At 43.3% G+C, this 24,760-nt stretch carries 22 protein-coding genes and 1 riboswitch; of the genes, 2 read left to right on the top strand and 20 right to left on the bottom strand.

What is annotated here, in order from left to right; all coding sequences use genetic code 11:
- Nucleotides 1-32: 32 nt before the first annotated feature.
- From ywaC to IEE86_RS04450, 5 genes are all read right to left on the bottom strand, one after another.
- Nucleotides 33-665: a GTP pyrophosphokinase YwaC gene (gene ywaC / locus IEE86_RS04470; RefSeq protein WP_191096141.1), complete on the bottom strand. Its 633-nt coding sequence runs from the start codon at nt 663-665 to the stop codon at nt 33-35.
- A gap of 95 nt (nt 666-760) precedes the next feature.
- The gene (locus tag IEE86_RS04465; RefSeq protein WP_191096140.1) at nt 761-1,774 is read right to left on the bottom strand and encodes an ABC transporter permease; all 1,014 of its coding nucleotides are present in this window, start codon (nt 1,772-1,774) and stop codon (nt 761-763) included.
- Nucleotides 1,771-3,267, bottom strand: coding sequence for a sugar ABC transporter ATP-binding protein (locus tag IEE86_RS04460; RefSeq protein ID WP_191096139.1), 1,497 nt, complete (start codon nt 3,265-3,267; stop codon nt 1,771-1,773). Before IEE86_RS04460 ends, IEE86_RS04465 begins: the two co-directional genes overlap by 4 nt.
- Before the next feature lie 73 nt (nt 3,268-3,340).
- A complete protein-coding gene (locus IEE86_RS04455; protein ID WP_191096138.1) occupies nt 3,341-4,459 on the bottom strand; it encodes a sugar ABC transporter substrate-binding protein in 1,119 nt (372 codons plus the stop codon).
- Nucleotides 4,460-4,629: 170 nt separating this feature from the next.
- Nucleotides 4,630-4,740: riboswitch (SAM riboswitch) on the bottom strand.
- 118 nt (nt 4,741-4,858) lie between these two features.
- A complete protein-coding gene (locus IEE86_RS04450; protein ID WP_191096137.1) occupies nt 4,859-6,286 on the bottom strand; it encodes a DUF1565 domain-containing protein in 1,428 nt (475 codons plus the stop codon).
- 367 nt (nt 6,287-6,653) lie between these two features.
- Between IEE86_RS04450 and IEE86_RS04445 the strand changes: the two genes are divergently transcribed.
- Complete coding sequence (locus IEE86_RS04445) at nt 6,654-7,745, top strand: branched-chain amino acid aminotransferase (protein WP_191096136.1); 1,092 nt, start codon at nt 6,654-6,656, stop codon at nt 7,743-7,745.
- Between the two features lie 288 nt (nt 7,746-8,033).
- Here the strand turns inward: IEE86_RS04445 and IEE86_RS04440 are convergent, their stop codons facing one another.
- The 11 genes from IEE86_RS04440 to sigY all read right to left on the bottom strand — a co-directional run bounded on the left by IEE86_RS04440 (nt 8,034) and on the right by sigY (nt 17,304).
- Nucleotides 8,034-8,432 carry a hypothetical protein gene (locus IEE86_RS04440; RefSeq protein ID WP_191096135.1) on the bottom strand — a complete coding sequence of 133 codons (399 nt, stop codon included), beginning with the start codon at nt 8,430-8,432 and terminating at the stop codon, nt 8,034-8,036.
- Nucleotides 8,433-8,550: 118 nt separating this feature from the next.
- Nucleotides 8,551-9,879, bottom strand: coding sequence for a 6-phospho-beta-glucosidase (locus IEE86_RS04435; protein WP_191096134.1), 1,329 nt, complete (start codon nt 9,877-9,879; stop codon nt 8,551-8,553).
- Nucleotides 9,876-10,202: a PTS lactose/cellobiose transporter subunit IIA gene (locus IEE86_RS04430; RefSeq protein WP_191096133.1), complete on the bottom strand. Its 327-nt coding sequence runs from the start codon at nt 10,200-10,202 to the stop codon at nt 9,876-9,878. Before IEE86_RS04430 ends, IEE86_RS04435 begins: the two co-directional genes overlap by 4 nt.
- A 26-nt stretch (nt 10,203-10,228) precedes the next feature.
- A complete protein-coding gene (celB, locus tag IEE86_RS04425) occupies nt 10,229-11,578 on the bottom strand; it encodes a PTS cellobiose transporter subunit IIC (protein WP_191096132.1) in 1,350 nt (449 codons plus the stop codon).
- Nucleotides 11,579-11,592: 14 nt separating this feature from the next.
- Nucleotides 11,593-11,898, bottom strand: coding sequence for a PTS sugar transporter subunit IIB (locus IEE86_RS04420; RefSeq protein ID WP_003214824.1), 306 nt, complete (start codon nt 11,896-11,898; stop codon nt 11,593-11,595).
- A gap of 122 nt (nt 11,899-12,020) precedes the next feature.
- The gene (locus IEE86_RS04415) at nt 12,021-13,964 is read right to left on the bottom strand and encodes a BglG family transcription antiterminator (protein WP_191096131.1); all 1,944 of its coding nucleotides are present in this window, start codon (nt 13,962-13,964) and stop codon (nt 12,021-12,023) included.
- Between the two features lie 412 nt (nt 13,965-14,376).
- Nucleotides 14,377-14,490, bottom strand: coding sequence for a hypothetical protein (locus IEE86_RS19305; RefSeq protein WP_224740804.1), 114 nt, complete (start codon nt 14,488-14,490; stop codon nt 14,377-14,379).
- A gap of 83 nt (nt 14,491-14,573) precedes the next feature.
- Complete coding sequence (gene gdhA, locus IEE86_RS04410; protein ID WP_191096130.1) at nt 14,574-15,944, bottom strand: NADP-specific glutamate dehydrogenase; 1,371 nt, start codon at nt 15,942-15,944, stop codon at nt 14,574-14,576.
- 309 nt (nt 15,945-16,253) lie between these two features.
- Complete coding sequence (locus IEE86_RS04405; protein WP_191096129.1) at nt 16,254-16,466, bottom strand: transcriptional regulator; 213 nt, start codon at nt 16,464-16,466, stop codon at nt 16,254-16,256.
- Nucleotides 16,463-16,774, bottom strand: coding sequence for a YxlC family protein (locus IEE86_RS04400; protein WP_191096128.1), 312 nt, complete (start codon nt 16,772-16,774; stop codon nt 16,463-16,465). The genes IEE86_RS04405 and IEE86_RS04400 overlap by 4 nt, the downstream gene beginning before the upstream one ends.
- Entirely contained in the window at nt 16,771-17,304 is a 534-nt protein-coding gene (sigY, locus tag IEE86_RS04395; RefSeq protein WP_191096127.1) for an RNA polymerase sigma factor SigY, read from the bottom strand. The genes IEE86_RS04400 and sigY overlap by 4 nt, the downstream gene beginning before the upstream one ends.
- Before the next feature lie 509 nt (nt 17,305-17,813).
- On the opposite strand from sigY, the gene IEE86_RS04390 reads away from it, so the two are divergent.
- Nucleotides 17,814-18,824: a pectate lyase family protein gene (locus IEE86_RS04390; protein WP_463671363.1), complete on the top strand. Its 1,011-nt coding sequence runs from the start codon at nt 17,814-17,816 to the stop codon at nt 18,822-18,824.
- Nucleotides 18,825-18,881: 57 nt separating this feature from the next.
- Here the strand turns inward: IEE86_RS04390 and cydC are convergent, their stop codons facing one another.
- Genes cydC through IEE86_RS04370 form a run of 4 tightly spaced genes read right to left on the bottom strand, consistent with a single transcriptional unit; the run spans nt 18,882 to nt 24,759 of the window.
- On the bottom strand, nt 18,882-20,615 hold the full coding sequence (gene cydC / locus IEE86_RS04385) for a thiol reductant ABC exporter subunit CydC (RefSeq protein WP_191096126.1): 1,734 nt from the start codon (nt 20,613-20,615) through the stop codon (nt 18,882-18,884).
- A complete protein-coding gene (gene cydD / locus IEE86_RS04380) occupies nt 20,605-22,341 on the bottom strand; it encodes a thiol reductant ABC exporter subunit CydD (protein ID WP_191096125.1) in 1,737 nt (578 codons plus the stop codon). Before cydD ends, cydC begins: the two co-directional genes overlap by 11 nt.
- Complete coding sequence (gene cydB / locus IEE86_RS04375) at nt 22,341-23,357, bottom strand: cytochrome d ubiquinol oxidase subunit II (protein WP_191096124.1); 1,017 nt, start codon at nt 23,355-23,357, stop codon at nt 22,341-22,343. The genes cydD and cydB overlap by 1 nt, the downstream gene beginning before the upstream one ends.
- Nucleotides 23,344-24,759: a cytochrome ubiquinol oxidase subunit I gene (locus tag IEE86_RS04370; RefSeq protein WP_191096123.1), complete on the bottom strand. Its 1,416-nt coding sequence runs from the start codon at nt 24,757-24,759 to the stop codon at nt 23,344-23,346. The genes cydB and IEE86_RS04370 overlap by 14 nt, the downstream gene beginning before the upstream one ends.
- Nucleotide 24,760: the final 1 nt, after the last annotated feature.

Here is a 24,760-nt window from a genome sequence, read left to right as displayed (position 1 = left end):
CTGTGATCGAAACAGCTACTCTTTTTTATGCGTTAATCAATTTCCCGTTTGATACTTTGCATTTTTTCATCTAAGTAATGGGCGATATCTGCCGCTTCCTTCAGTTCATCGGTCAGCTGATGAGGGACATCGTTTTGCAGTTTATAATAGATTTTATGCTCAAGGCTCGCCCAAAAATCCATCGCAATGGTCCGCACCTGAATCTCAACCTTCACATGCTCCACACGATTCGTTAAGTAGACAGGAATCTCAACAATTAAATGAAGACTTCTGTAGCCGTTTGGCTTCGGGTCTTGAATGTAATCCTTCACTTCAAGGATCTTTAAATCCTCTCTTTGCCTCAATACATCAATAATGTTATAGATATCCTGAATAAAGGAACAGATGATGCGGACTCCAGCGATATCATGAATGTGTTCCTTTGCACATTGTGTGGTGATGTCGCATCCTTTTCTTGCTAGCTTATTCACGATGCTTTCAAAGGATTTGATTCGTGATTTTGTATGCTCTATTGGGTTGTGTCCATGGATTAAATTATATTCCTGGCTGATAATTGAAAACTTTGTATCCATTTCATCTAACGCAAATTTATATACTAATAATTCATTTTTCCAGTCTTCCATGACACTTTTCAAGTCTTCTACATGAGTTGCTGACATATTCATTCTATTTGTCATCTCCTTTTGGCAAACGGCGGTTACGCCGCATTCCGTTAACTAGACGGAGAAAGGACTCGAATGGTTTTAAAAAAAATCTGCCATTATCCACGCTGCTTGTAATACGTCAGCGCCAGCGCAAGTGCAAACACCGCTCCTTTTACAATGTCCATCGCATAGTAAGGGACAGACATCATGACAAGTCCATTTTGCAAAATACCGATGAGCACAGCCCCAATAAAAGTGCCAAATGCATTTGGCTTACCTGCCCCCATGACGGAAAAACCGATAAAGGCAGCCGCTACTCCATCCATTAAATAGGGCGTGCCAGCGTTAATTTCTGCTGTCATGACCCTTGACGCCAGTACGATACCACCAATTGCTGCAAATAAAGCTGAGAGCAAATATGCTGCGATTTTGTATTTGTTCACATGAATGCCCGACAATCGAGCCGCTTCCTTATTTCCACCGATGATGTACATGAATCGACCGTGCTTTGTGTAGGTCATGAAAACATGCGCAAATAGCACAATGACTGCCATAATAAGGATGATATATGGCACCTGTCCGATTTTGCTGAAGAAGGCGGGGATGGTACCCGTTGAGAAAGTACCATCAGGCATCACCATATTTTCTGAAATGGTCGCACCCTTCGTGTAGGTTTGAGCCAGCCCTTGAATGATAAACATCATGGCTAATGTCATGAGCATATCTGGAATCTTCATTTTGACAATCATCCATGCATTAAGTAAACCAACAATCAGAGAAGCCGCTAGCGCAGAGAGAATCGCAATCAATGGGTTTTGTGAGAACCATACAAACATTGAGATCACAATCGCATTCGATAATGTAGCGACTGAGCCGACTGATAAATCAAACCCGTTTACTGCCAATGATATCGTTAAGCCCACCGCAATGATGGTGACAATTGAAATAGACCGTAAAATGTTGATGAGATTCCCTGATTGCAAAAACGCTGGATTCGCTGCTGCAAATACCACGATCAAAACGACAATCGTTAAGATGGTGCCATATTGATAAAAGAAATCAAATAGGTGAAAGGATGGCCGCTGTTTTTTGATTTGCTGCACAGGGGCTGAAATTTGTCGCTCGCTCATGATTGTCCTCCTGTTGAATGATATAAAAGCTCTTCTTCCGTCGTTGGTGCGGTCATTTCCCGGGCAATGCTGCCATCATATAGCACGTATACTCGGTCTGCGATGCCCACAATTTCCGACAGCTCACTTGACGCATAAATCACGGATTTCCCCCTGGCAGCAAGTGCTGCAATCAGAGAGAAAATGTCTTTTTTCGCTCCAACGTCTACACCTTTGGTTGGTTCATCAAAGAGATACACATCCGCCTCAGCTAACAGCCATTTTCCGATGGCTATCTTCTGCTGATTTCCACCAGATAGATGCTTCACCTTCGCTTCAAGAGATGGCGTTTTGACGCCAAGCCGTTTGACGATTTCACCTGCTACCTGCCTTTCCTTAGAACGATGTACGAAGCTAAACATCCGTGAGAATGAGCGAAGACTTGCGGCCGTTAGGTTCCATCCCACGGTCTCTTCCGTCAGAATTCCCTCCTTCCTCCGCTCCTCGGGAACAAGTGCCAAGCCGGCTCTCACTGCTTGGTGAGGCGATTTGATTTGAATGGTTTTACCATGAAGTTGCACAGTCCCCATCTTTTTTTCTGAGGCGCCGAAAAGGGCTTTACACAATTCTGTTTTACCAGCACCGACAAGTCCTGCAATGCCAAGAATTTCCCCCTTTTTCACATGAAGGTGAATGTTGCTTAATTTATGCTCATCGTATAAATGTTTCACTTCAAGCACAATAGGTGCATCCTTCAAAGGTGTACGGGGTGGAAATTGCTCCTCTAATGGTGCACCAAGCATTTCCTCAATCACCTGCTGCGGATTTGTCTCCTTGACGAGGTGTGCCGCTACATCGGTTCCATTTCGCATCACAGTCAGCTCATCACAGATGTTGAAAATTTCGGGCATGCGATGGGAGATAAAGACGATGCCCGTTCCATTCTTTTTCAACAGATCAATCATTGAGAATAGCTTACTTGTTTCTGCATGACTGAGCGGAGCCGTTGGTTCATCTAAAATTAAAATGCTGCATTTGACCGAAACAGCCTTGGCAATGAGCACCATTTGTTTTTCTGCAAGAGTCAGATCACTTACAAGACGTTTGGTGGAGATGTCGATGTCCATCTCTTTTAATAATTGAGCCGCCTTGCGATGAAGCTCTTTCCAGCGGACAAATGATGTTTTCTCAATCTCATGCATCATCATATTTTCACCAACACTTAAGTAGGGGACAAGAGCTGTATCCACTTCTTGATGGACCGTCTGCACACCGTATATGGCCGCATCCTTTGGGGTTTGAATGGATGCCGCCTTGCCATTGATGTGAATGGTACCTTCAAAATGTGAATGAGCACCAGAAAGAACTTTCATTAATGTTGACTTCCCAGCACCATTCGCCCCAATCAGTGCATGGACCGTCCCTTTTTTTAATGTGAAATTCACTTGATCTAACGCTTTAACCCCTGGGAATTCAATTGAAATATTCTTCATACAAACAAGCGGCGATGTCATAGGTGTCCTCCTTCTCAATTGAGCGTTATTTCAAAAACGAAACACCCTCTATGGAAAGAGAGTGTAAGTTGGTTTATTTTGCATAATGCTTCTTCAAGGTCTTCATCCAATCTTCTTCAAAAGCAGTCGATGAACCGAATCCCTTGACTTCGTCTGCAAGATTGACCATATTGATGGCTTTGCCCGCTTGTTGAAGCTGCTTTTGTGAGATGAGAGAGGCCTCAAGATCATAGGAAGAAGGGGTTTTCTCGCCAGCTAATTTCTTCGCAAGAATTCTCACGTCAACTGCACCAATGAGCTTTGGATCAACCGCTGCTGTGTACTTCCATGGACTGTCTTTCGCTGTCATTTCTTGAAGATCGGCATTTGACACATCAATACCGTAAATCTTCACCTCTGTTCTTCCTGCTTCCTTAAGCGCTCTTGCTGCTCCAATGGCAAAGGCATCCCATGTAGCAAAGATAGCGTCAAGCTTGCCCTTTGGATACTTATTCAGCATGGCAGCCACTGCATTTTGTGTTTGAACAGACGTATCAGAGGAAGCAACGCCAAAACGGTCAAGCTCCTTGATCCCTGTATGTTGTTTGAGTGTTTCTTGGTATACCTTGTTTCGTCTCACCATTGGCGGGAACCCATCGACCCAGAGGTACGCAATATTTGCTTTTCCTTTAAAATCAGACACGAGTGCATCTAATGATTTTTTCGCTAATTGTTCGTCATCTTGTGACGTCACTGTGACCCCTTTAATGTCCTTCAGCTTAGGGTTCGAATCAAACGCCACAACGGGAATGCCTTTTGCTGTAATCTTTTTCACATCAGCGACTGTCGCCTCGTCGTCTCCATGAGAGATAATAAAGCCATCATAGTTTTCTTCTAGCGCCTGAGAGATCGCATCATGGAACTTCGCGGTATCCCCATTTGCTGTGTAGACGTCTACCGTAAAGCCTAGCGCTTCACCTTCTGCCTTGGTTCCAGCTAAAAACTGAGCCGTATGATCGTCTCCTCCAATTTTGCGGATGACTTTAATTTTTGCCCCCTGTCCCTTTGCAAATCGTTTTGGTACATTGTCAAAGGAGACTTTTTCGTTCGCATTTGCCTTTGAGCCTGGGCTTGATCCGGTGCCGCAGCCGGTTAATAGGACGGTCAGGACCGTTAGTAATACAAGAGATGATGTCCAATATGTACGTTTCATTTCTGTTCCTCCTCAAGGTGTTTTTATTTTTCACATCGGAAAACTAGGTAAAAAAGTGAGAAAATGCTTGTAAACTAGACGTTTGAGCTAAAAAGGAGACAAAAAAAGCCTCTCTTGATAAAGAGAGGCTTGATTACCGTTGCATGAAACATGTATCGGGAATTCTTCCTCTCTTATCTGTCAAAGCTGTAACAGCTTTGCAGGAATTAGCACCAATTTCTAAAAATAGAAACGGTTGCTGGGCGTCATAGGGCCAGTCCCTCTGCCTCTCTTGATAAGAGATCCGTTATGAAATTTGTTTTAGTTGAAATGTCTTCTTTACTTTAATGTGATGTCACACCAATGTCAATGATTTTTTTGAATATTTCTAATATGAGGCATTCGTAGTCAATGATAGGATTAGTTGCCAATGATTTTCTTAGCAGGTGATGATGCCTTCAGACGGAAATCATATTTTTTCTCATTTACATATTGTGGATTGAGGTGTGCTGATCCTTTATCTTGACCGCTTTTAGAGCGATATGTTTGGTAGCCTTCCATCCATTTCCCGCGCCACACCCACTGTGATGCTTTCGCACCTTTGCGGTCATCATAGACGTTTTTCTGGAATGTATTCTTTTGGTTCACTTCATAAAGATTGACGACTAAGTAATGCGAGGCACTAGCTGTCATGATATTATTCGTGATTCGATTGTTCACTGCTTGATATTGCATCAGCAACTGACCGCCTTCTAAGCCGGCTGTGTCATTTTTGTACAAAATATTATGTGAGATCGTCGTGTTTGTAGTTCCGCCCCGCTTCTTGTCATAGCCGCCAATTGAAATGCCTGTATAACGGTTCAAATACACTTGGTTGTGTTCGATGCGAATGCGATCCGCCATTTTCCCTTTATGTTCACTTGTGACTTCAATCCCAAGGTCATTGTGATGTGAAATGTTATGATCAATCACAATGTCTTTCCCGCCATCAACATAAATTCCGCCAGCGGAGATGTCGCCGCCATAGGCTGGGTTCCCTGCACTCGTAATCTCATATACTTTGTTTCTAGAGATGACACCATTTCTGACTTGATCATACTTTTTAGAGGGTGCCACGTTTTCAAAACCAATTAAATCAATGCCAATATTATCAGTGTGCCGGACTGTGTTATGTGTCACACGGAATTTTTTGACGTTACCATTTAGCACAAGCGCTTCACTGAAGCCCAGCTTTAATTTTTCAACGGTATTTCCTTTGATTTCAATGTCTTCAATCGCTGCAGGCGCTTTTGTCCCATAGACAGCAATTCCATGTGCATTTCCATTTTTATGTTTCGTCTGAATGTCATACACTCGGTTGTTGAGCAGCTTGACGCCTTTGCCGCTTCCTTTGATAAAAATACCAACTGGTGTCAAATCTTCTTTATTCGTCTTAAGATGTCCTACAGTCAGGCCTTTGAGGGTAATGTAGCTTTTTTGATCGATCGTGACAAGACCGCCATCTGCTTGATTTCCTTTAAGGGAAGCCCCGCTAATCACTGGTTTTTCTTTTCCGTAAGCTTGAAAGACAACCGGTGCTTTCTTAGTTCCTGAATGGCGGACACTCAATTTCTCTTTGTATGTACCGCCTCTCATGTAAATGGTTGCCCCGGCTTTAGCCATACTTGCCGCTTTTTTCAGTGTGCGGAAAGGCTTTTTTTTCGTTCCTGGGTTTTGGTCGTTTCCGTTTGTCGCCACGTAATAGGCTGTGCCTTGCTTGGCGCCAGCCTCCTCTGTCATCGCTTGACAGCCAAAGCTGATCACGGTCATGAATAAAATCAGTAAAATGCCTGGTATCGCTCGTTTCATCTTGTTGTTTGCTCCTTTCACTTCTCTTCTTCCTTTATCGGTTAAAAAAAAGAGGATTAAAATATGACGATGCCCCTTGCAATGTACTGGTCAAAAGGTGTATGGTTGAAAGAATATCTTACAGGAAAACCAATCACTTTTAAATTGTCAGATTAATCAGTTAATATCGTATTTGGATTTTATTTCTTTTTAAAAAGGGGTGACACGAGCCAAGCTGACGGCAGAGAGAAGAAAAGCGCTTTAACAGATTTTTCTTATCTGAATTCCAGAAAACCTATTGCTAATATTTTGTGAAGGTATAGAATAGAATCATAATTATTTCATATTATTAGAATTTTCAAATAATAAAACAGCAAGGAGATTTACAATGCCAAAACAACCCATCCGCGTTGAACTTAGTTCAACAAAAAAACCAAAACCTCAATCTGATCAACTTGAATTCGGAAAAATCTTCACAGATCACATGTTTGTGATGGATTATTCAATTGATAAAGGCTGGTATGATCCAAGAATTATTCCTTATCAGCCAATTGCAATGGACCCCGCTTCGATGGTCTATCATTATGGGCAATCTGTTTTTGAAGGCTTAAAGGCTTATGTTTCAGAGGATCAAAAAATTCTCTTATTCCGTCCGGAAAAGAACATGGAACGCTTAAACAGATCCAATGACCGCCTGTGTATCCCACAAATTGATACAGAAACGGTTTTAGAGGGCTTAAATGAGCTCATTCGCATTGATAAGGATTGGGTACCTGATGCCGAGGGCACTTCCTTGTATATTCGTCCATTCATTATTTCCACTGAGCCGTATTTAGGCGTAGCACCGTCAAGCACGTATAAGCTACTCATTATCTTATCTCCAGTGGGATCATACTATAAAGAAGGCATCCATCCGGTCAAAATTGCAGTTGAAAACGAGTTTGTTCGTGCCGTTAAGGGTGGAACAGGAAATGCCAAAACAGCTGGAAACTATGCCTCAAGCCTGAAAGCACAGCAAGTCGCTGAAACAAAAGGGTTTTCACAGGTGCTTTGGCTTGATGGGGTTGAGAAAAAGTACATTGAAGAAGTCGGCAGTATGAATATCTTCTTTAAAATCAACGGAGAAATCGTAACGCCTGAATTGAACGGCAGTATTTTAGAAGGCATCACACGTAACTCTGTACTTGAGCTCTTAAAACATTGGGGAATTCCAGTGACAGAGCGCAAAATTTCAATTGATGAGTTAATTGAAGCACATCAATCAGGCGAGCTTGAAGAAATCTTTGGAACTGGAACGGCGGCTGTCATCTCTCCTGTCGGGGAATTAATTTATCATGATCAGCCATATGTGATTCAAAATGGTCAAACAGGCGAAGTGTCGAAGAAATTGTATGAAGCCATTACTGGTATTCAAAAAGGGACACAACCGGACATCTTCGGCTGGACAGTTGAAGTGGACTCCGTCGTCAAGCAGGCATAAGTAAACGAAAGAACCTTTCAATTATGAAGGGTTCTTTTTTTGTTTATTTACTCCTCCAATATACCTTATCATGGTAATCACACGTATAAGGAGTGATGGTATGTTTTTTACTTATCTACTAGCGTTCTTTGGTATTTGCATCGGATCGATGATCATAGCACAGGTTTCGACGATTCACCGTTTCTCACCCGTTTTCTATTTAAGTTTCTCGGAATTTCTATCTTTGTTCTTTCTATTACTTTTGTAAAGGTTAGGCGAAATAGACTTAGATGTCCAGTCAGCCTCCTATCAAATCGTGCACCAAAACAAGACCGATACACTCACAATCGCCCCTGCATATATCCACTGTTTCCCTTTGATGCTCCTCTTTTTTTCGATCAGTAAAAAGATTTCTGGTAAAAAGACGATGATGATTTCTAGGATAAAAACAAGATCATAAACAGGCGGCATCGGCTGGAAATCAAAGTCTCTTTCATCTCCACCAATGGTTGTGAAATACATTAGCAGATTTGTTACTGGAATGGTAAAACAAACGAGCAGGCGAAGAACATACATCCACACATACTGTCTATGACGAATAAGACCAATAAATGAAGCGATGATTCCATACAAAAACAAGACCACTGTGCCATAACTCAACAGAGGTTGAACGACAAATCCGTAAAGCATTAAACCAATTGCAACCATATTCCAACAGTCCTTTCTTTGAAGCCATACATGCTGTTTTTTCTATCATACACTTCTTTCTCCCGCTTCCATATGGTCAAATCATAAAAAATGACCCCATTAAAGGGGCCATTATGTGTTAAGCATTGACTGATTTGAAGAATTGCGGTAAATACTCACGATGTGCTTCGAGCATTTCATCTAAAATTTGCTTGGCAATTTCGTCAGATGGGACGAGCGGATTGATCGTCATCGCTACAAGAGCCGTCTCGTAATCTCCTGTTACTGCTGCTTCTGCTGCCACACGCTCGAAGGATTTGATTTGCTGAACGAGACCTCTTACTGCCACGGGCAGATCACCTGTCGCTATTGGTTTTGGTCCATCCTTTGTAATGATACAGTTCACTTCAACCGCTGATTCGGCCGGAATGCTGGCAATCGCTCCTCTGTTCACTGTATTTACCGGTTGAATGTCATGTTTATCATTATAGATGGAGCTGATCAAATTACATGCTGCATCGCTGTAATACGCTCCGCCTCTTTTTTCGAGTTGCGGTGGTTTAATCGATAAATCAGGGTCTTTATAGAGCTCAAATAATTCTTGCTCGACCTGCTGGACAACCTCTGCTCTTGTTCCTTTTTCTTGGGCCGCTTTTTGCTCTTCTTCCAGCATATCTTTCGTTTTATAGTAATAGCGATGGTATGGACATGGGATCACCCCTAGGCCTTTCACAAAAGAGGGCTCCCAGTTTTTCGCTTCAATGTTCTTCATCGACCACTGGCTATTTGGATTTCCTAGTTCATCAAGCACTTGATTCATAATGCTGACCCCGTCTAAATATACGTCTAATCCATAGACCATGTGATTGAGACCGGCAAACTGCACCTCGATACGTTCAACATCCACATCAAGTGCCTTGGCAATCCCCATTTTGATCCCAATTGGCACATTGCATAGACCGACCACTTTTTTGAGATTCGTGTAGCGCAACACAGCTTCTGTGACCATGCCGGCTGGATTTGTAAAGTTCACAAGCCATGCATCTGGACAAAGCTCTTCCATATCCTTCACGATGTCTAGAATGACTGGGATGGTGCGAAGTCCTTTAAATAAACCGCCTGGTCCATTCGTTTCCTGCCCAATGACGCCATATTTGAGCGGGATTCTTTCATCCTTGGCTCTCGCTTCGAGCAGTCCTACACGAAATTGTGTCGTGACAAAGTCTGCATCTTTCAGAGCTGCCCGGCGATCAAGGGTGAGGTGCACTTCAATTGGTAAACCCGCTTTTTCGACCATACGTTTTGCAAGAGCACCCACGATGTTTAACTTTTCCTGACCCGCTTCAATATCCACAAGCCATAATTCTTTCACAGGTAATTCATGATACCGTTTGATAAACCCTTCAACGAGCTCAGGTGTATAGCTTGATCCACCACCTATTGTGACAATTTTGATTCCTTCTTTCATGAATTGACACCTCCGAGTTGCTTCATTTTTTCATGGAGCTCGATGATTTCCGCTGCGAGCTCCTTGACGGTCATTGCGTTCATGAGATGATCCTGTGCATGAATCATTAAGAGATTGATATCCGTCTTTTCTCCCCTGATTTCTCCTTGGATGAGCTCTGTTTGTGCGTGATGCGCCTCATTTAACGCGTCTTGTGCTTCCTGCAATTTTTGCTTCGCCTCATCAAAGTGACCTTGCTTTGCGCATGTAATGGCCTCCATTGCTGAGCTTCTGCCATTTCCTCCGTGTAAGATGAGTTGAAACACAATTTGTTCCATTTCCATCGGCCGCATCCCCCTTGTTCCCTCTATTACATGCTGACGACATTTTCATCAGTTGATGCTTTTGTTTCTAGCTCACTTTCTTCTTTCAATTTCTGCTTATCCCACATTCTAAAGAATGGGTAGTATAGCGCAAATGACAACGCAAGGTTAATCAGCTGCATGACAGCGCCAGAGATTTTGCCTCCTGTGGCGAGATAGCCTGAAATGATTGGCGGCATTGTCCACGGGACAGCGATCCCTGCTGGTTTTGCCACAAGCCCTGTGCTCATTCCGATATATGTGGTGATGATCATCATGATTGGTGTGAGGATAAACGGAATGAGAAGCATTGGGTTCATCACAATCGGCATTCCAAAAATGATCGGTTCGTTGATGTTAAAGATGGCTGGCCCAATGGCAAGGCGGCCAAGCTGTTTCATTTGTTTACTTCTGGCACGTAAGATCATCGTCAGCACCAAAGCAAGCGTTGCGCCGCTTCCGCCGACATTGATGAAGATTTCAAAGAACTGCGCTGTGAAGATATTCGGCAGCACTTCTCCTGCTTGAAACGCAAGACGGTTCTCATCCATCGCACCGAGCCAAATCGGTCCCATGACACCTCCGACAATGGTGGCTCCGTGAATACCACATGCCCAGAGAAGCATTTGCACACCGATGGCGACGATACTTCCACCTAAGCTTCCCCCAAGAATGGAAAGCGGTGTGCCAATTAAGACCGTGATAATATTATGAATACTTTCAAAAGGTGTCATCTCAATCAAAAGTCTAGCGACCCAGATCAGCGTGATGACCACAAAACCTGGAATAAGTGCGATAAACGATTTACTGACTGCCGGCGGTACACCATCAGGCATTTTAATGACGATGTTTCGCTGTACAATGAAGCGGTAAATTTCTGTTGAAAGCATGGCAATAATCATGGCAACGAATAACCCTTTACTGCCCATCAGTGTGACAGGAATTCCTCCACCCACTAAGATGGCTTCTGTTGACCCTTCAGGTGTGAAAGGGACTTGATATGGTGTCGCCAATAGGAAAGCCGCAACAGCGATTGCACCAGATGATAGTGCATCAACGGCATACTTTTCAGCAAGCCTGTAGGCTATCCCAAAGGTTGCAACAAGTGCCATAATGTCAAAGGTTGCATTAACAGGGTAGGCTAGTTTCGTGGCCCATTCAGCTCCAAAGATACTTGCCATAAAATCGCTGTATCCTGGGATCGGAAGGTTGGCTAAAATGAGAAACAGTGAACCGACAATAATGAGAGGCATGGTTAAAATAATTCCGTCACGCAATGCTTGTAAATGTCTTTGAGCGGCAATCTTCCCTGCAAACGGCATGACCTTCTCTTCTAGAAATCGGTTGAATCCATTCATCCCTTCCGCCCCCTTTATCCGTTCACTAACTGTTCAGCAGATTTTAAAACCTCAGCGCCATTACATACGCCATAATGCACGGTATTAATCACGTCTACTGGAATGCCTTTTTCTTCCCCGAGCTTTTTCATTTGTGGTAATAAATATCGAACCTGAGGTCCTAATAAAAGCACATCGGCTTGATCAATATGATTTTTTGCAGAATCTCCAGATACTGCCCAAATACGATAGTCTTTTCCTTGTTCTTGTGCGCTTTTCTCCATTTTTGTGACAAGTAAGCTTGTGGACATACCTGCTGCGCAAACCAATAAGATGTTCATGTGTAAACGCCCCCTTTTCAAAGTGTGAAGCTATTCTTTACAATTTCATCATATTATGAAACCGCTTTCATAAACACCTATACTTTTTCCTTTAGGAAGCGGAAAAAGTTAAGCTCACACAATTAGTTCTTGTACGAAGGGGCCTTTTTATACATCATATCCAGCATGTCTTCAAATGTATCACAGGCAATGAGGTGCTGAATGAATTTCACGTTATGCACAAGCTCGCCTAGTAGCCGGTACATCCCTTTTAAATCTTTGGCGTTCTCTTTCTCAACACAAAGCAAGCAGACAAATTGTACCTTTTTCTCTCCCCAAATGATCGGTTTTTCTAATGTACATATCGCCCAAAACGTCTCTTCTGTCAGCGGCGTCATAGGGTGCGGAATCGCTGTATAATGCCCGAAGGATGTAGGTGCAGCCTCTTCTCTTTCCATCACTGATGGTGTGAGTTCTACTGGTGCTAATCCCATGTCGATGACTTTTTGCGTAAGAAAGGCGATGACCTCTTCCTTTGTTTGAAAGGCACGCTTTGTAAAGACCAATTCCTTTTTCATATATTGAGAGGCCAATGTCACTCTTGTTTCACTCGTCAGAGCTTCTTCAATTTTTAAAAAGTCGCCGCCTCCTAAAATGGTGTTCACTTGAATGACTGGAATCGGTAACTCCATCTGAATCGGAACCGTTGTAATAATCAAGTCCAGCGCATGTAAAGAGACATGCGGGAGTGAATAAAGCTCTGCTGTTCCTAAAATGGTTAGCTTTGACCCAAATTGTGACCGCAAACGATCCTGAAGCAGCCTTGCACTCCCTGCACCAGATGCACAGACAATGAGGCATCGCTTCGGCGGGATCTCCATTTTCCTCCGCTCTAAGGCAGCACCAAAATGGAGTGCCATATATCCGATTTCATTCTCATGAATACTCAGCCCCTCCTCTTCTTCAAGGACCCTGCTGGCGATAATCCCCGCTTCAAAAGCAAGGGGATACCCCGCTTTGATTTCATCAAGCATCGGATTTCTTAAGTTCATTCCATATTTACACCGGTTCATGGCAGGCTTTAAGTGCAGACTGAGTCCAATCATTAGTTCCGTATCGCCGGCTAAATCAAGCTGCAATTTTTGATCGATGGCCTTCAGCATGAGCTGTACAAGCCGGCTCGTATCATCATCTACAATTTGTTTTTGACCGCTCGAGGAAAAGGACTGTACCATTTTGGCTGTTCCTAGCAAATGAATGGTGATATAGACGATTTCCTCTTGTGGAAATGAGACATCCAGCAGCCCTTCTAGACGCTCCACCATTTTTTTAGCGACCTTGTATTCTTTTGCCCGCGGAATGTCGTTGATTTCCTCTGGAAGAACAGATACATAGTTTCCGTGTCTAATTCGTTTGCAAGCAATGGCAACATGAACGATTAAATTATTCATGCAAATGTCTGATAGATTCATGCCTTCCTCATTGATATAATCTATCATTGTTTTCTGAATCAATTCGAGTTCATGCTTTGGCAAAATCGTGACCGCTGCGCTTAGCATCGTTTGATAAGAACGACGTTCATTGAATAAATACTCTGACATACAATAACGGATTTTCATCTCTGATCCTTTGATACGACAGCCTTTGCTCGGCTTCGCTTCCAGCTTCAGATCAAAGGGCTCCAGCTTACGTTTGACCGATTTTACATCGTTGCTCATCGTCGATTTACTAATAAACAGCTGCCTCTGTAAATCCTCTAACTTCACATAGGATTCTGCCAAAAGAAGCCTTTTTAAAATAAACCGGACACGCTCCTCTGGCAGCACAGCAAGCGGCTCTTCCTGCTCAACCTCCTCCTTCATAAAACGGCGAAAGGCATTCTCATCGTGGATCAACAGCTCATAGCCAGCTCCTCTAACAGCTGTTACAGCCGCTTGATAAGGGGCAAGACGGTCGTTCAGTTCCTTGATGTCTGTACGAATGGTGCGGCTTGTCACTTGTAAGCTGACAGATAGCGCAGCGCTTGTGAGCGGGGTCTCAGCTGCCATCAGCTGACTTAAGATGTGCGCCAGTCTTTTACTCAGCATCAAATCGGCCTCCTTATGTAAGGGTGGAGAATCTGCCTGTCTGGACAGGATGTATACGCTTGCAGATCCCTTCATTACTCATATTCTACTGAAAAGAAATAAAAATTGCCAACTCATTTATATGACAAACGCCCCTATTTATACAACCAACCATATCTAATGTCCTATTATTTACTTTTGGTAACACTTCTAAAAACAACGTCTGAATATGTGACAACCTATTTACATAACAGAATCAGGCTACTGAGAAAATCACAGCAGCCTGAAGGGTTTAATAGTGTATTTGTTCAGTATTTAGCTATTGAACTGTATAATGAAACTAATTCATTGATTACATCAGTCATTTGAATAAATAACGATCTTCCCTTATGTAAATTGGAATCCCTGTAAAATCTCATAAAAAAAAGCCGGATTATCCGGCTGATACGTTACGTCCTTTTGATGCTTTTCGTTCTTTGTATATTTTCCTCACCAATGGATAAATCACTGGTGCCCATTTAATAATTTGTTTCAACCATTTTTTCATTTTCTCCCGCGCCTCCTTATTGTCATTCTTACAGGACGATTCCCCATCTTGTCATGAAATAAACAGGTGCGGGAGAGCAGGAGTTAAATCACGCCTTGTGCAATCATGGCATCTGCCACTTTGCGAAATCCTGCAATATTTGCTCCTACCATTATGTTCCCAGAGTGTCCATATTCGTCTGCTGTTTCCGTACACTGACGATAAATAGACTGCATCATTTGTTTCAGCTGATCATCTACTTCTTCGAAGGTCCACGACATTCTTGCACTGTTTTGCGCCATTTCTAGTGCTGAAACACCTACCCCGCCAGCATTTGCGGCTTTTGCTGGTGCAAACAGAATACCATGCTGTTCAAATACCTTGACGGCCTTAAGAGTGGATGGCATATTGGCCCCTTCTCCTACAGCAATGACCCCGTTTGCCACGAGCTGCTGTGCATGCGCCTCCGATATTTCATTTTGTGTTGCACATGGCAGCGCAATGTCACAAGGAAATGACCAAATTTGTTCACAATCTTCAATCAATTCAGCATGCGGGTGAATGTTTATGTAGGCCCCAATCCGCTGATTGTCGACTTCCTTCAACTGCTTCACTGTCTCAAGTGAAATGCCTTGCGGGTCATAAATGGCTCCGCTTGAATCACTGCAAGCAACGACCTTACCGCCTAGCTCCATAACCTTTTCCATCGCATAAATAGACACATTCCCTGAGCCAGATACGACAACCGAGCGCCCTTCAAATTGCAGCCCATGCGCTTTCAGCATTTCTTCCATAAAGTATACCAGTCCGTAGCCCGTCGCTTCTTTTCTCGCTAAGCTTCCGCCAAACCCCGGACTTTTCCCTGTGAGTACACCTGCCTCATAAACACCGCGCATTTTTTTATACTGGCCGAACATATAGCCAATTTCCCGTGCGCCTACGCCAATATCACCTGCTGGCACATCTTGATCAGGCCCAATATATCGACTGAGTTCACTCATAAAGCTTTGAACAAAACGCATGATTTCTCCATCCGATTTCCCTTTTGGATCAAAATCTGATCCACCTTTCCCTCCGCCAATCGGCATACCAGTCAGTGCATTTTTAAAGATTTGTTCAAACCCTAAAAACTTAATAATGCTTGCATTGACGGATGGATGAAAACGAATGCCTCCTTTATAAGGACCGATGGCACTGTTAAATTGAACCCTGAACCCCCGATTGACTTGTACTTTGCCCTCATCGTCTACCCATGGTACTCGAAATACCACAAGCCGCTCAGGCTCAATGAGTCGTTCTAAGATGCCTTGTTTTTCATACTCTGGGTGCTTTGCAAAAACCGGGACGAGTGATTCCAAAATTTCTTTTACAGCTTGCTGGAATTCCTCTTCACCTGGATTTCGCTTTTCTACCTCCTCTAACACACGGTGGATGTAGCTTTGTGCTGATTGTGCTGCTCGATCTAAGGTCAACATGTCTCATCTGCCTCCTTGTAGATATCTTCACACATTTATTTGTTAGATTTTCTAACGCATATTGAGATTAATTTAACACCATTTGTAAAATCTGATCAATATTGATAACAGATGAAAATGATGCCGAATTGAGATGAATCAAGCAGCAGCAATGATCGTCTTTAAAAATGCCCACTCAAAGAATGACTATTGTGCTAGAAATAGTTGACTGGACTTTCTATGTCCCGTCATCTTTGACATATTAATGAATCATCCATTATTTCTAGATGGTTTCAAATTGAAAAAAGGGTCAAAAGTTTGATGGGATGCTCAATCCTTTCGAAGCTTCTCACCCCTTTTTCGATCAGGTAACACAACACAAAGCCAATATAGAATAGAAGACGATGGAAAATTAATCAAACCGACAATGCCCCAGAACCACTTATACCGCCCTCTTTTTTTCGCATCCATAAATAAAAGGAATCCCTGTACAAACAGTAACGGCAATGCGCACAATAAGATGATCATCTCCGTCTGACTCATAAGGAAGACCCTCCTTTAATGTGTTGATATTCCTTGATGCCGATCACTACGCAGAGTGGAACGCTTACCACTTGGAGAAGAATGAAGATGATGGGCAAATGGGTGATGGCAGCTGCAAAAAGTGCCAGAATGGTGAGACTGATGAGAACGTACGCCAGCATTTCTTGTTTAAAACGCCTTTTCTCTTTTTCCTTTGCCTGCTTTAGCATCATCATGACAGCCTGTTCACTTGGTTTTTCTATTTCAATTTGTTCGTCTAGCTTGTGTAACTCTTCTTTTAAACGCTCGGTGAAACGATCTTCCTTCATAAGAACCACTCCTTTCGAATTTTCTTTAACCCATGATGGACCCTCGACTTCACAGTGCCTTCTCTCATACCAAGCATCGAAGCGATTTCTGGATAGGTAAACCCGTAATAATAATGCAGAATCATTGGTGCTCTCTCTTGAGCCTTCAATTCATTTAATGCATCCCACATCTCATGCCATGTCCGGCCCTTTTGCTGAACATCCCATTTGAAGCGGCGTATGGCTTCTTGATTCGCCTTCTCTTCTCTTATTTGTTCACGTTTTCTTTTCTTCTGGTGATCTAAAAATTGTCTCGATGCGATGGAGATGAGCCATGTAGAAAATAAGGAATCTCCTCTAAATGAAGAAAGTTTCATGTACGCTTTCATCATCGTCTCTTGCATAATTTCCTCTGTCAGCTCTTGTTGAAGGGTGAGCTTCATTATATACCGGTAAAGAAAGGAATAGTGATGCCGATAAAGGGCTGTAAATGCGGCATCATCTCCCTTTTTTGCCCGCTGAATCAATAATGTCTCTTCTGTCTGCTCCAAAAACGCCCCTCCTTCCTTTTCTTCTCTTATTTATGAGACGACATGGATAACGAGATCGTTTAAAATAGACGCTATTTTTTTAACATATCTCCTTTTCCTCCTGTTGATCCGGTCATTGATTCGTTTTATATCCCTTTTTTTCTTACGTAATGATTATGGCATTTCTCCATCTCTAACAAAATGATGTTTTCGTAATCATCTTGATTTTCTATCAAACAGTGAGCCTCTCCCTTATAATCTTGAGGCCATCCCAATACCTATCGTCAATGATCCTCGTCTCATGAAGATGAAAATGAAATAATCATCGGCTTAGTTTCCTAGAAAATCATGGAATACACAGCGCCAATTCTTAGCCGATGATACCTTTTTGCGTGCTATGCTCTTCCTACATTCCGAATGAGGCGATACCAGCGAAAGAAGGAGGAGCGTTTGAATCGCAGCTTATTTTGGAAACGTTTACATTAAAACAAAATAGAATGGAGATGTTGACTTTGAAGAAAAAGGTTCCAATGTTAGCTGGTGTGTTAGCGGTTGGTCTCGTGACTTCATTATTTGCACCAAATGGGGAGGCAAAAGCGGGAGCCAAATATCCAGAAAGCCCTTCTATTATGGCCAACTTTAATCAACAAGGATTCTCCACATTGAATGGCGGCACAACAGGCGGTGAAGGCGGTAAAACCGTGACAGTCAAAACCGGAAATGAACTATTAGCCGCTCTCAAAAGTAAAGGAACAAATGAAAAATTAAAAATTGTCGTAGACGGAACGATTACTCCTTCTAATACATCTGCCAATAAAATCGATGTGAAAGATACCAACAACGTCTCTATCGTTGGTAAAGGTACAAACGGCGAATTTAACGGGATTGGCATTAAAGTATGGCGTGCCAATAACGTGATCATCCGCAATCTGAAAATTCATCACAGCAAAATCGGTGATAAGGATGCCATTGGCATCGAAGGCGCTTCTAAAAACGTCTGGGTTGACCATAACGAACTGTACAATACATTAAACTCTGGTAAAGATGATTATGATGGGTTATTTGATGTGAAAAATGACTCTGATTACATTACCTTCTCTTGGAACTATGTACATGACAGCTGGAAGACAATGCTAATGGGCAGCTCCGATAGCGATAACTACAACCGAAAAATCACATTCCACAACAACCGCTTTGAAAACCTGAACTCTCGCGTACCGTCTATGCGCTTCGGGGAAGGCCATGTGTATAACAACTACTATAAAGGCATCCATACAACAGCGATCAACTCTCGTATGGGCGCAAAAATGAGAATTGAGCACAACGTATTTGAAAATACAAACAATGCCATTGGCAGCTGGGACAGCAGCCAAGTGGGTACATGGCATGTCATCAACAACTCTTATATTAACAGCACAGGCAGCCTGCCAACGTCTTCAACAGGTACGTACAACCCTCCTTATAACTACTCTTTGCTTAACGTGAACAATGTGAAATCAGAAGTTGTATCAAATGCGGGTGTAGGAAAAGTAAACCCTTAAACCACAAAACGTTCGGGCAGGGATCACCTGTCCAAACGTTCTTGTCATTTCTTTTATTTATATGGTAGAAAACGGACGATCCATCTCGTACAGCTTTTGATAACGCGGGTTTTCTTTCAGTAAATCCTGATGCTTCCCCTGCATTTCAATGCGTCCATCTTCAATAAACATGATGCGGTCACATGCCTCACAGCCAGTGAGATGATGAGTAATCCAAATGATCGTTTTTCCTTTTAACACACGGAAAATGGTTTCAAGCAATTCAGGCTCTGTGCGTGGATCAAGCCCGACGGTGGGCTCATCTAATACAACAATCGGTGTGTTTTGCAGCAAAATCCGAGCTAACGCCATACGCTGTCTTTCTCCGCCTGAAAAACGAACTCCTGTCTCCTGGACACCTGTGTGATAGCCTTCTGGTAAGGATTCGATGTAATCGTGCAGCTGCACCTGTCTCGCTGCTTCTTTTACCTGCTCCTTTGTCGCATCGGGCGAGCCTAAACGAATATTGTTTAAAACGGACGTATCGAATAAATAAGGCTGTTGATTAAGTACCGACACATAAGCTGACACGTTCTCTTGAATGCTTTGCACCGGTTTCCCCTGGATGCTGACAGCCCCTTGATTTGGCACGACCGCCCCTTCTAACAATTTTAAAATGGTCGATTTGCCTGCACCGCTTTTTCCTAAGAGGGCGAGTGATTCCCCTTCCTTAAGCGAGAACGAGAGGTTTTGAAGCACATGCTGATGCGTATCATATCCAAAGGACACTTGGTCAAAACAGAGTGCTTGATCACGAGAAATCGTTGACTGATCCACTAGCTCCCTCTTAGATTCTCCTTCATACGATTTCTTTTCATACTGATTTAATCTGCTGACAGCATGCTGATAAACAGGAATATCACCTGCCGCATCTGAGAGCGGAAGAAAGGCTTCTGTTAACGGAAACAGCACAAGCACGAAGGCTGCAATCAGCGTGTGTGACATCGAGCCTGACTGAACGACTGAGCCGCTCCAATAGACGACAAGCCCGACTGCTCCCCCAATGATGAGCTGCGCAAGAAATTGACGCAGACGGGTAAATCTGTGCTTGGCAGCTTCAAGCGCTAATAGCTGCGCTTCTTTCTGTTCATAGCCGTCAATAAAATCTTTCTGTCTGCCGCTAAACAGCCAGTCACTTACTCCCATGACCGCATCTGTTAAATGGCTGTACAGTTCATTTCTGCCTTTTTTCATTTGAATTTGTCTTGCCCGGTTCACAAGCACTGTGACGTACGGGAAAACAAATACGAGAAGTGCCATATAGAGCAGCATCAATCCAGCAAAAGGCCATGAGAAAAGACCAAGTGCTCCAATCGATGCGGCATATAAAAGCAGCGCACCGATGGATGGAAAGATTGTTTTTAAATAAGCATCCTGTAATCGCTCCACATCTTCTGACAAGAGACCAAGCATTTCACCTGTACCAAGCTTCGTCTGTTTGGCACTTCGTTCAGCCATATCATACAGACGCACACGCATTTTTTCGATCATTGTCAAAATGAGCTGATGGCTCGCCAGTCTTTCTGCATAACGAGCAGCAGAACGTGAAATACCAAAGGTGCGTACAGCCACAATTGGGACGTAGACCATCAATATATTTTCAGGTCTTGTGGCGGCCTTTGAAATCAAAAATCCCGACGTATACATCAGTAGAGAAGCAGAAAACACCGCAATGGCCCCTAAAAACAGTACCAAGGCGAACAGCTTTTGATTCTCCTTGATATAAGGTATAAACCAGCCTTTACTGACCATGTGTGACCGCCCCCATTTGCTCCTGTACCAATTGATAATACACGCCTTTTCTTTGCATTAATGATTCATGTGTACCCATTTCTGCAATGGTTCCATGATCCATGACAATGATTTCATCCATATCCGGCATCCAATGGAGCCTATGTGTCGCTAAGAACACGAGCTTATCTTCAAACAGCGGAAGCATTGTTTTCTTCAATTCATACTCTGTTTCAATGTCGAGATGCGCCGTTGGTTCATCTAACAGCATGATGGACCGCTGACCCAGCACCGTTCGGGCCAGCGCAATTCTTTGCGCCTGTCCGCCGCTTAGTCCTCTTCCCTGTTCTCCAATGACCTCATCTAGCCCATTTGGTAGCTGCGTGACCAGCTGAGATAATCCAGCTTCGTTGGAAGCTATTTCCACTTCTTCATCTGTTGCATGCGGTTCATAAAAACGAATGTTTTCTCTTAATGTCATGTGAAATAAATAGGGATGCTGCGGCATATAGACGACTTCTTTTTGCCATTCCTTCATCTGTAAATGAACAAGCGGCTGACCGTTTAGCGTGATTTGACCTGAAGACGGTTCAACAAAGCCGCCGAGGACATCCGTTAACGTCGATTTCCCCGAACCACTGGCACCAATGATGCCAATTTTTTTCTTTCCTTTGACAGTTAGGTCTACATCCTGAATGGAATAAGGGGCATGTTCATCATGCAACACACTTACATCTTGCAGTGTGAGCTCAGATTGCTCATTCCACTCGTTCAACTGCACGGATTGTGTCTCCTGCTCTCGGAAGCCCTTTTCGTCTAAAATCACTTGTATCGCCTCATTCGCTTCTTTACCGTTTAACGTCGCATGATAATCATTTCCCACTTCACGTACTGACAAGAAATATTCTGGAGCGAGCATCAGTGCGGTCAAAGCCGGCAATAACAAAAGGTCTCCTTCAATTAAGCGCAAGCCAAGAAATACAGCGACGGTCGCAATGGACAGCATGGAAAAGAAATCGAGGGCAAAAGATGAAAGAAATGCGACTTTCAGCGTGCTCATTGTCGCCTTTCGATAACGCTTTGAGACCTCTGCAATATTGCGAGAATGCTTTTTGCTAATCCCTAAGTAACGAAGCGTTTCAAGGCCGCGGAGAGAATCAGTAAAATGATTGGATAATTTCTCATACGATCTCCATTGTTTGGCCGCTTTACGCTGAGCGACTAGGCCTAGCAAAATCATAAAAACAATTAAAATCGGTAGCGTGACAATTAAAATGACGGCAGATGTTTCGTCTAATGTCCAAACATAGATGAGAACCATCGCCGGAATAACTGCCATGTTCACCATTTTCGGCAAAAACAGCTGTAAATACTGACGATATTGGGCAATTCCCTCCATCGCTAATGTGACAAGCCTTCCTGTTCCTTTTTTCTTTGTAAACGCTGGACCCAAACGAAAGAGTTGATCTAGCAGTTGTTTTCTGACGTCTGCTCCAATTCGGGAAGAGTAGGTAAACATGACCTTTTCCCGAATCAAGGTGAGACCGTGCCGCACCAGAAAGGCAGCAAGAAACAGCAGGACATAAGGCGTTGCCAGCGTAAGGCTTTTTCCGTCAAACAGCGTTGTAATGGCATGTGCCAGCCACTGTGCTTGGAAAATAATACTTGCTCCTTGGATGAGTGACACAATACCTAAGAGGGCAAGAAGCCCCCTCATTCCTTTTAATTGAAGCAAACGTTTATCCATTAGTAGGTCATTGGCTCCTTACCGCTTACCCGTTTACGGAAGACGTAATAGCTCCAAATTTGATACCCAAGCACAAAGGGCAGCAAAGAAATGGCGACAATCGTCATGACCGTCAGTGAATAAGATCCGGATGCAGCGTTTTGAATGGTGAGATCAAATGCATGGTTGATTGAACTAATCATGACGCGCGGGAACAATGCAGTGAAAAGCATGGTCACCGTCAACATGATACCTGCACCTGTGAACAAGAACGTCCAGCCATCACGTTCTTTTCTCATAAAGAATAGAGCCGCTACGTAACAAACCACAATCAGCACGGTTAACGGAATGGTGATGATCGGGCGTACGGTATAAATGTCTGTTTCAATAATGGACACACCGACAAATAGGACAAGCACTGGCAATGCAATCAGCAGGGCACGCTGGCCGAGCTTTCTTGCACGCTGTCTTAAATCCCCCTCTGTACGAAGTGTAACGAAAATCAATCCGTGCAGGAGACAAAGGACCGTCACAGCAACCCCGCCTATCAGTGAATAAAGATTCACAAAGTCTGTGAAACCAGCGTACATGTTCATCTGTTGATCAATCGGCATCCCGCGTAAAATACTTGTGAATAACACACCGAGCAAAAACGGCGGAAGCAGACTGCCAAAGAAAATAACCCAGTCCCACGCCTTGATCCAAGAGGCCTTCTCAACCTTCCCCCTAAATTCAAAGGCGACCCCGCGCCCAATGAGCGCTAAGAGGAGAACCGTAAACGGAATATAGTATCCGCTGAACATCGTGGCATACCAGTGAGGGAATGCGGCGAAAATAGCGCCTCCTGCTGTAATCAGCCAGACCTCATTCGCATCCCAGAAAGGACCAATCGTATTAATTAAAATGCGGCGCTCGTGCGCATCCTTTCCAAGCAGCTGCATCGACATCCCGACACCAAAATCAAATCCTTCTAAGAAGAAAAACCCAACAAACAATACTGCGACAAGAATAAACCAAATCTCGTTAAGATATGCCATGATATGCGCCTCCATCAAATGGATCTGTAGACAGGTCCGTTTCATCCTTTTGATCTGTATTCTCTTCAGAATGTGCCCCTTTTTTAATTTCTCGAATGAATAAGTAGGCGAGCAGGATGGCAAGAATCAGATACATCGTCGTAAAGCTAATGACTGAGAATAACAGCATGCCGTAAGTTACGTTTGGTGAAATAGATTGAGCGGTCGTCATCATACCAAAGACAGTCCACGGCTGACGCCCAATTTCAGTCATGATCCAGCCAGCCGAGTTCGCAATAAACGGGAACGCAATCATCCAAACCATCAAGCGTAGAAACCATTTACTAGATTCGAGTTTCTTTCTAAAGCTCAAGTACAAGCCAATCATACTAGCAAAAATCATCAGCATGCCGGCACCGACCATGATTCTAAAGCTCCAGAAGGTTGTTTTCACTGGTGGAATGTAGTCTCCTGGGCCAAACTTGGCTTCATATTCTTTTTGAAGTGTCAACATGCCTGGAACATCTCCACTGAACTTCGAATAAGCCAAATAACTTAAAGCAAACGGAATATTGATTTCTGCAGAGTTTTCTTTTTTATTTGTGTCAATGTTCGCAAATAATGTCCATGCCGCTGGATCTCCACTATCCTTCCAAAGGGCTTCACTTGCTGCCATTTTCATTGGCTGTGATGCCATTAAATGTTTCGCTTGATCATGTCCAGAGAACGCCACACCTAAGCCAGCAATTAAAGCGAGTACCATCGCAATCTGGAATGATTTTTTGAAAAAGGCGATTTCTTGTTTTTTGATCATTTTATAGGCACTAACACCTGCAATAAAGAAGGCCCCTGTTGCCAGCGCACCAAACAGAACGTGAGGGAACTCTACCCAGAGCTGCGGGTTCGTTACAAGAGCGCCAAAATCATTCATTTCTGCGCGGCCATTTTTAATGACAAATCCGACTGGCTCTTGCATAAATGAGTTAGCGAGTAAAATCCAAAACGCCGAAAAGATCGTACCAAGGGAAACAAGCCAAATACACAATAAATGAATCTTCTTCGGCAGACGATCCCAGCCGAATATCCAAAGTCCAATAAATGTAGATTCAAGGAAAAAGGCGAGCAGTGCTTCAATGGCAAGCGGTGCACCAAAGACGTCACCAACAAACCTTGAATAGTCAGACCAGTTCATCCCAAACTGGAATTCCTGCAGAATCCCTGTCACCACACCTACTGCAAAATTGAGTAAGAACAGGTGACCCCAAAACTTCGCCATCTTTTTATAGATGTCTTTTTTCTTCACTACATAAAGGGTCTGCATCAATGCGACGATAAACACCAAACCTATCGACATAGGAACAAAAATGAAATGAAATAATGTCGTTGAAGCAAATTGAAATCTTGCTAAAAACAGCTCACTCACA

Origin of the sequence: Bacillus crepusculi (genome assembly GCF_014764715.1) — a bacterium.
Classification (GTDB): domain Bacteria; phylum Bacillota; class Bacilli; order Bacillales; family Bacillaceae; genus Bacillus.
This window is presented reverse-complemented; position numbering and strand designations above follow the sequence as displayed.

Bases quoted from the DNA above. Each gene is read 5' to 3' on its own strand.
- IEE86_RS04440 (WP_191096135.1), bottom strand. From the start codon at position 8,432: ATGGTTGCAATTGGTTTAATGCTTTACGGATTTGTCGTTCAACCTCTG.
- celB (WP_191096132.1), bottom strand. From the start codon at position 11,578: ATGAATGGATTCAACCGATTTCTAGAAGAGAAGGTCATGCCGTTTGCA.
- IEE86_RS04460 (WP_191096139.1), bottom strand. From the start codon at position 3,267: ATGACATCGCCGCTTGTTTGTATGAAGAATATTTCAATTGAATTCCCA.
- IEE86_RS04430 (WP_191096133.1), bottom strand. From the start codon at position 10,202: ATGGAAATGGAACAAATTGTGTTTCAACTCATCTTACACGGAGGAAAT.
- IEE86_RS04450 (WP_191096137.1), bottom strand. From the start codon at position 6,286: ATGAAACGAGCGATACCAGGCATTTTACTGATTTTATTCATGACCGTG.
- IEE86_RS19305 (WP_224740804.1), bottom strand. From the start codon at position 14,490: ATGAAAAAATGGTTGAAACAAATTATTAAATGGGCACCAGTGATTTAT.
- IEE86_RS04420 (WP_003214824.1), bottom strand. From the start codon at position 11,898: ATGAACATCTTATTGGTTTGCGCAGCAGGTATGTCCACAAGCTTACTT.
- IEE86_RS04400 (WP_191096128.1), bottom strand. From the start codon at position 16,774: ATGAAGGAAGATCGTTTCACCGAGCGTTTAAAAGAAGAGTTACACAAG.
- gdhA (WP_191096130.1), bottom strand. From the start codon at position 15,944: ATGTTGACCTTAGATCGAGCAGCACAATCAGCACAAAGCTACATCCAC.
- IEE86_RS04405 (WP_191096129.1), bottom strand. From the start codon at position 16,466: ATGAGTCAGACGGAGATGATCATCTTATTGTGCGCATTGCCGTTACTG.
- IEE86_RS04455 (WP_191096138.1), bottom strand. From the start codon at position 4,459: ATGAAACGTACATATTGGACATCATCTCTTGTATTACTAACGGTCCTG.
- IEE86_RS04415 (WP_191096131.1), bottom strand. From the start codon at position 13,964: ATGCTGAGTAAAAGACTGGCGCACATCTTAAGTCAGCTGATGGCAGCT.
- IEE86_RS04465 (WP_191096140.1), bottom strand. From the start codon at position 1,774: ATGAGCGAGCGACAAATTTCAGCCCCTGTGCAGCAAATCAAAAAACAG.
- ywaC (WP_191096141.1), bottom strand. From the start codon at position 665: ATGAATATGTCAGCAACTCATGTAGAAGACTTGAAAAGTGTCATGGAA.
- IEE86_RS04445 (WP_191096136.1), top strand. From the start codon at position 6,654: ATGCCAAAACAACCCATCCGCGTTGAACTTAGTTCAACAAAAAAACCA.
- IEE86_RS04435 (WP_191096134.1), bottom strand. From the start codon at position 9,879: ATGAAAGAAGGAATCAAAATTGTCACAATAGGTGGTGGATCAAGCTAT.
- cydD (WP_191096125.1), bottom strand. From the start codon at position 22,341: ATGGATAAACGTTTGCTTCAATTAAAAGGAATGAGGGGGCTTCTTGCC.
- cydC (WP_191096126.1), bottom strand. From the start codon at position 20,615: ATGGTCAGTAAAGGCTGGTTTATACCTTATATCAAGGAGAATCAAAAG.
- IEE86_RS04390 (WP_463671363.1), top strand. From the start codon at position 17,814: ATGTTAGCTGGTGTGTTAGCGGTTGGTCTCGTGACTTCATTATTTGCA.
- cydB (WP_191096124.1), bottom strand. From the start codon at position 23,357: ATGGCATATCTTAACGAGATTTGGTTTATTCTTGTCGCAGTATTGTTT.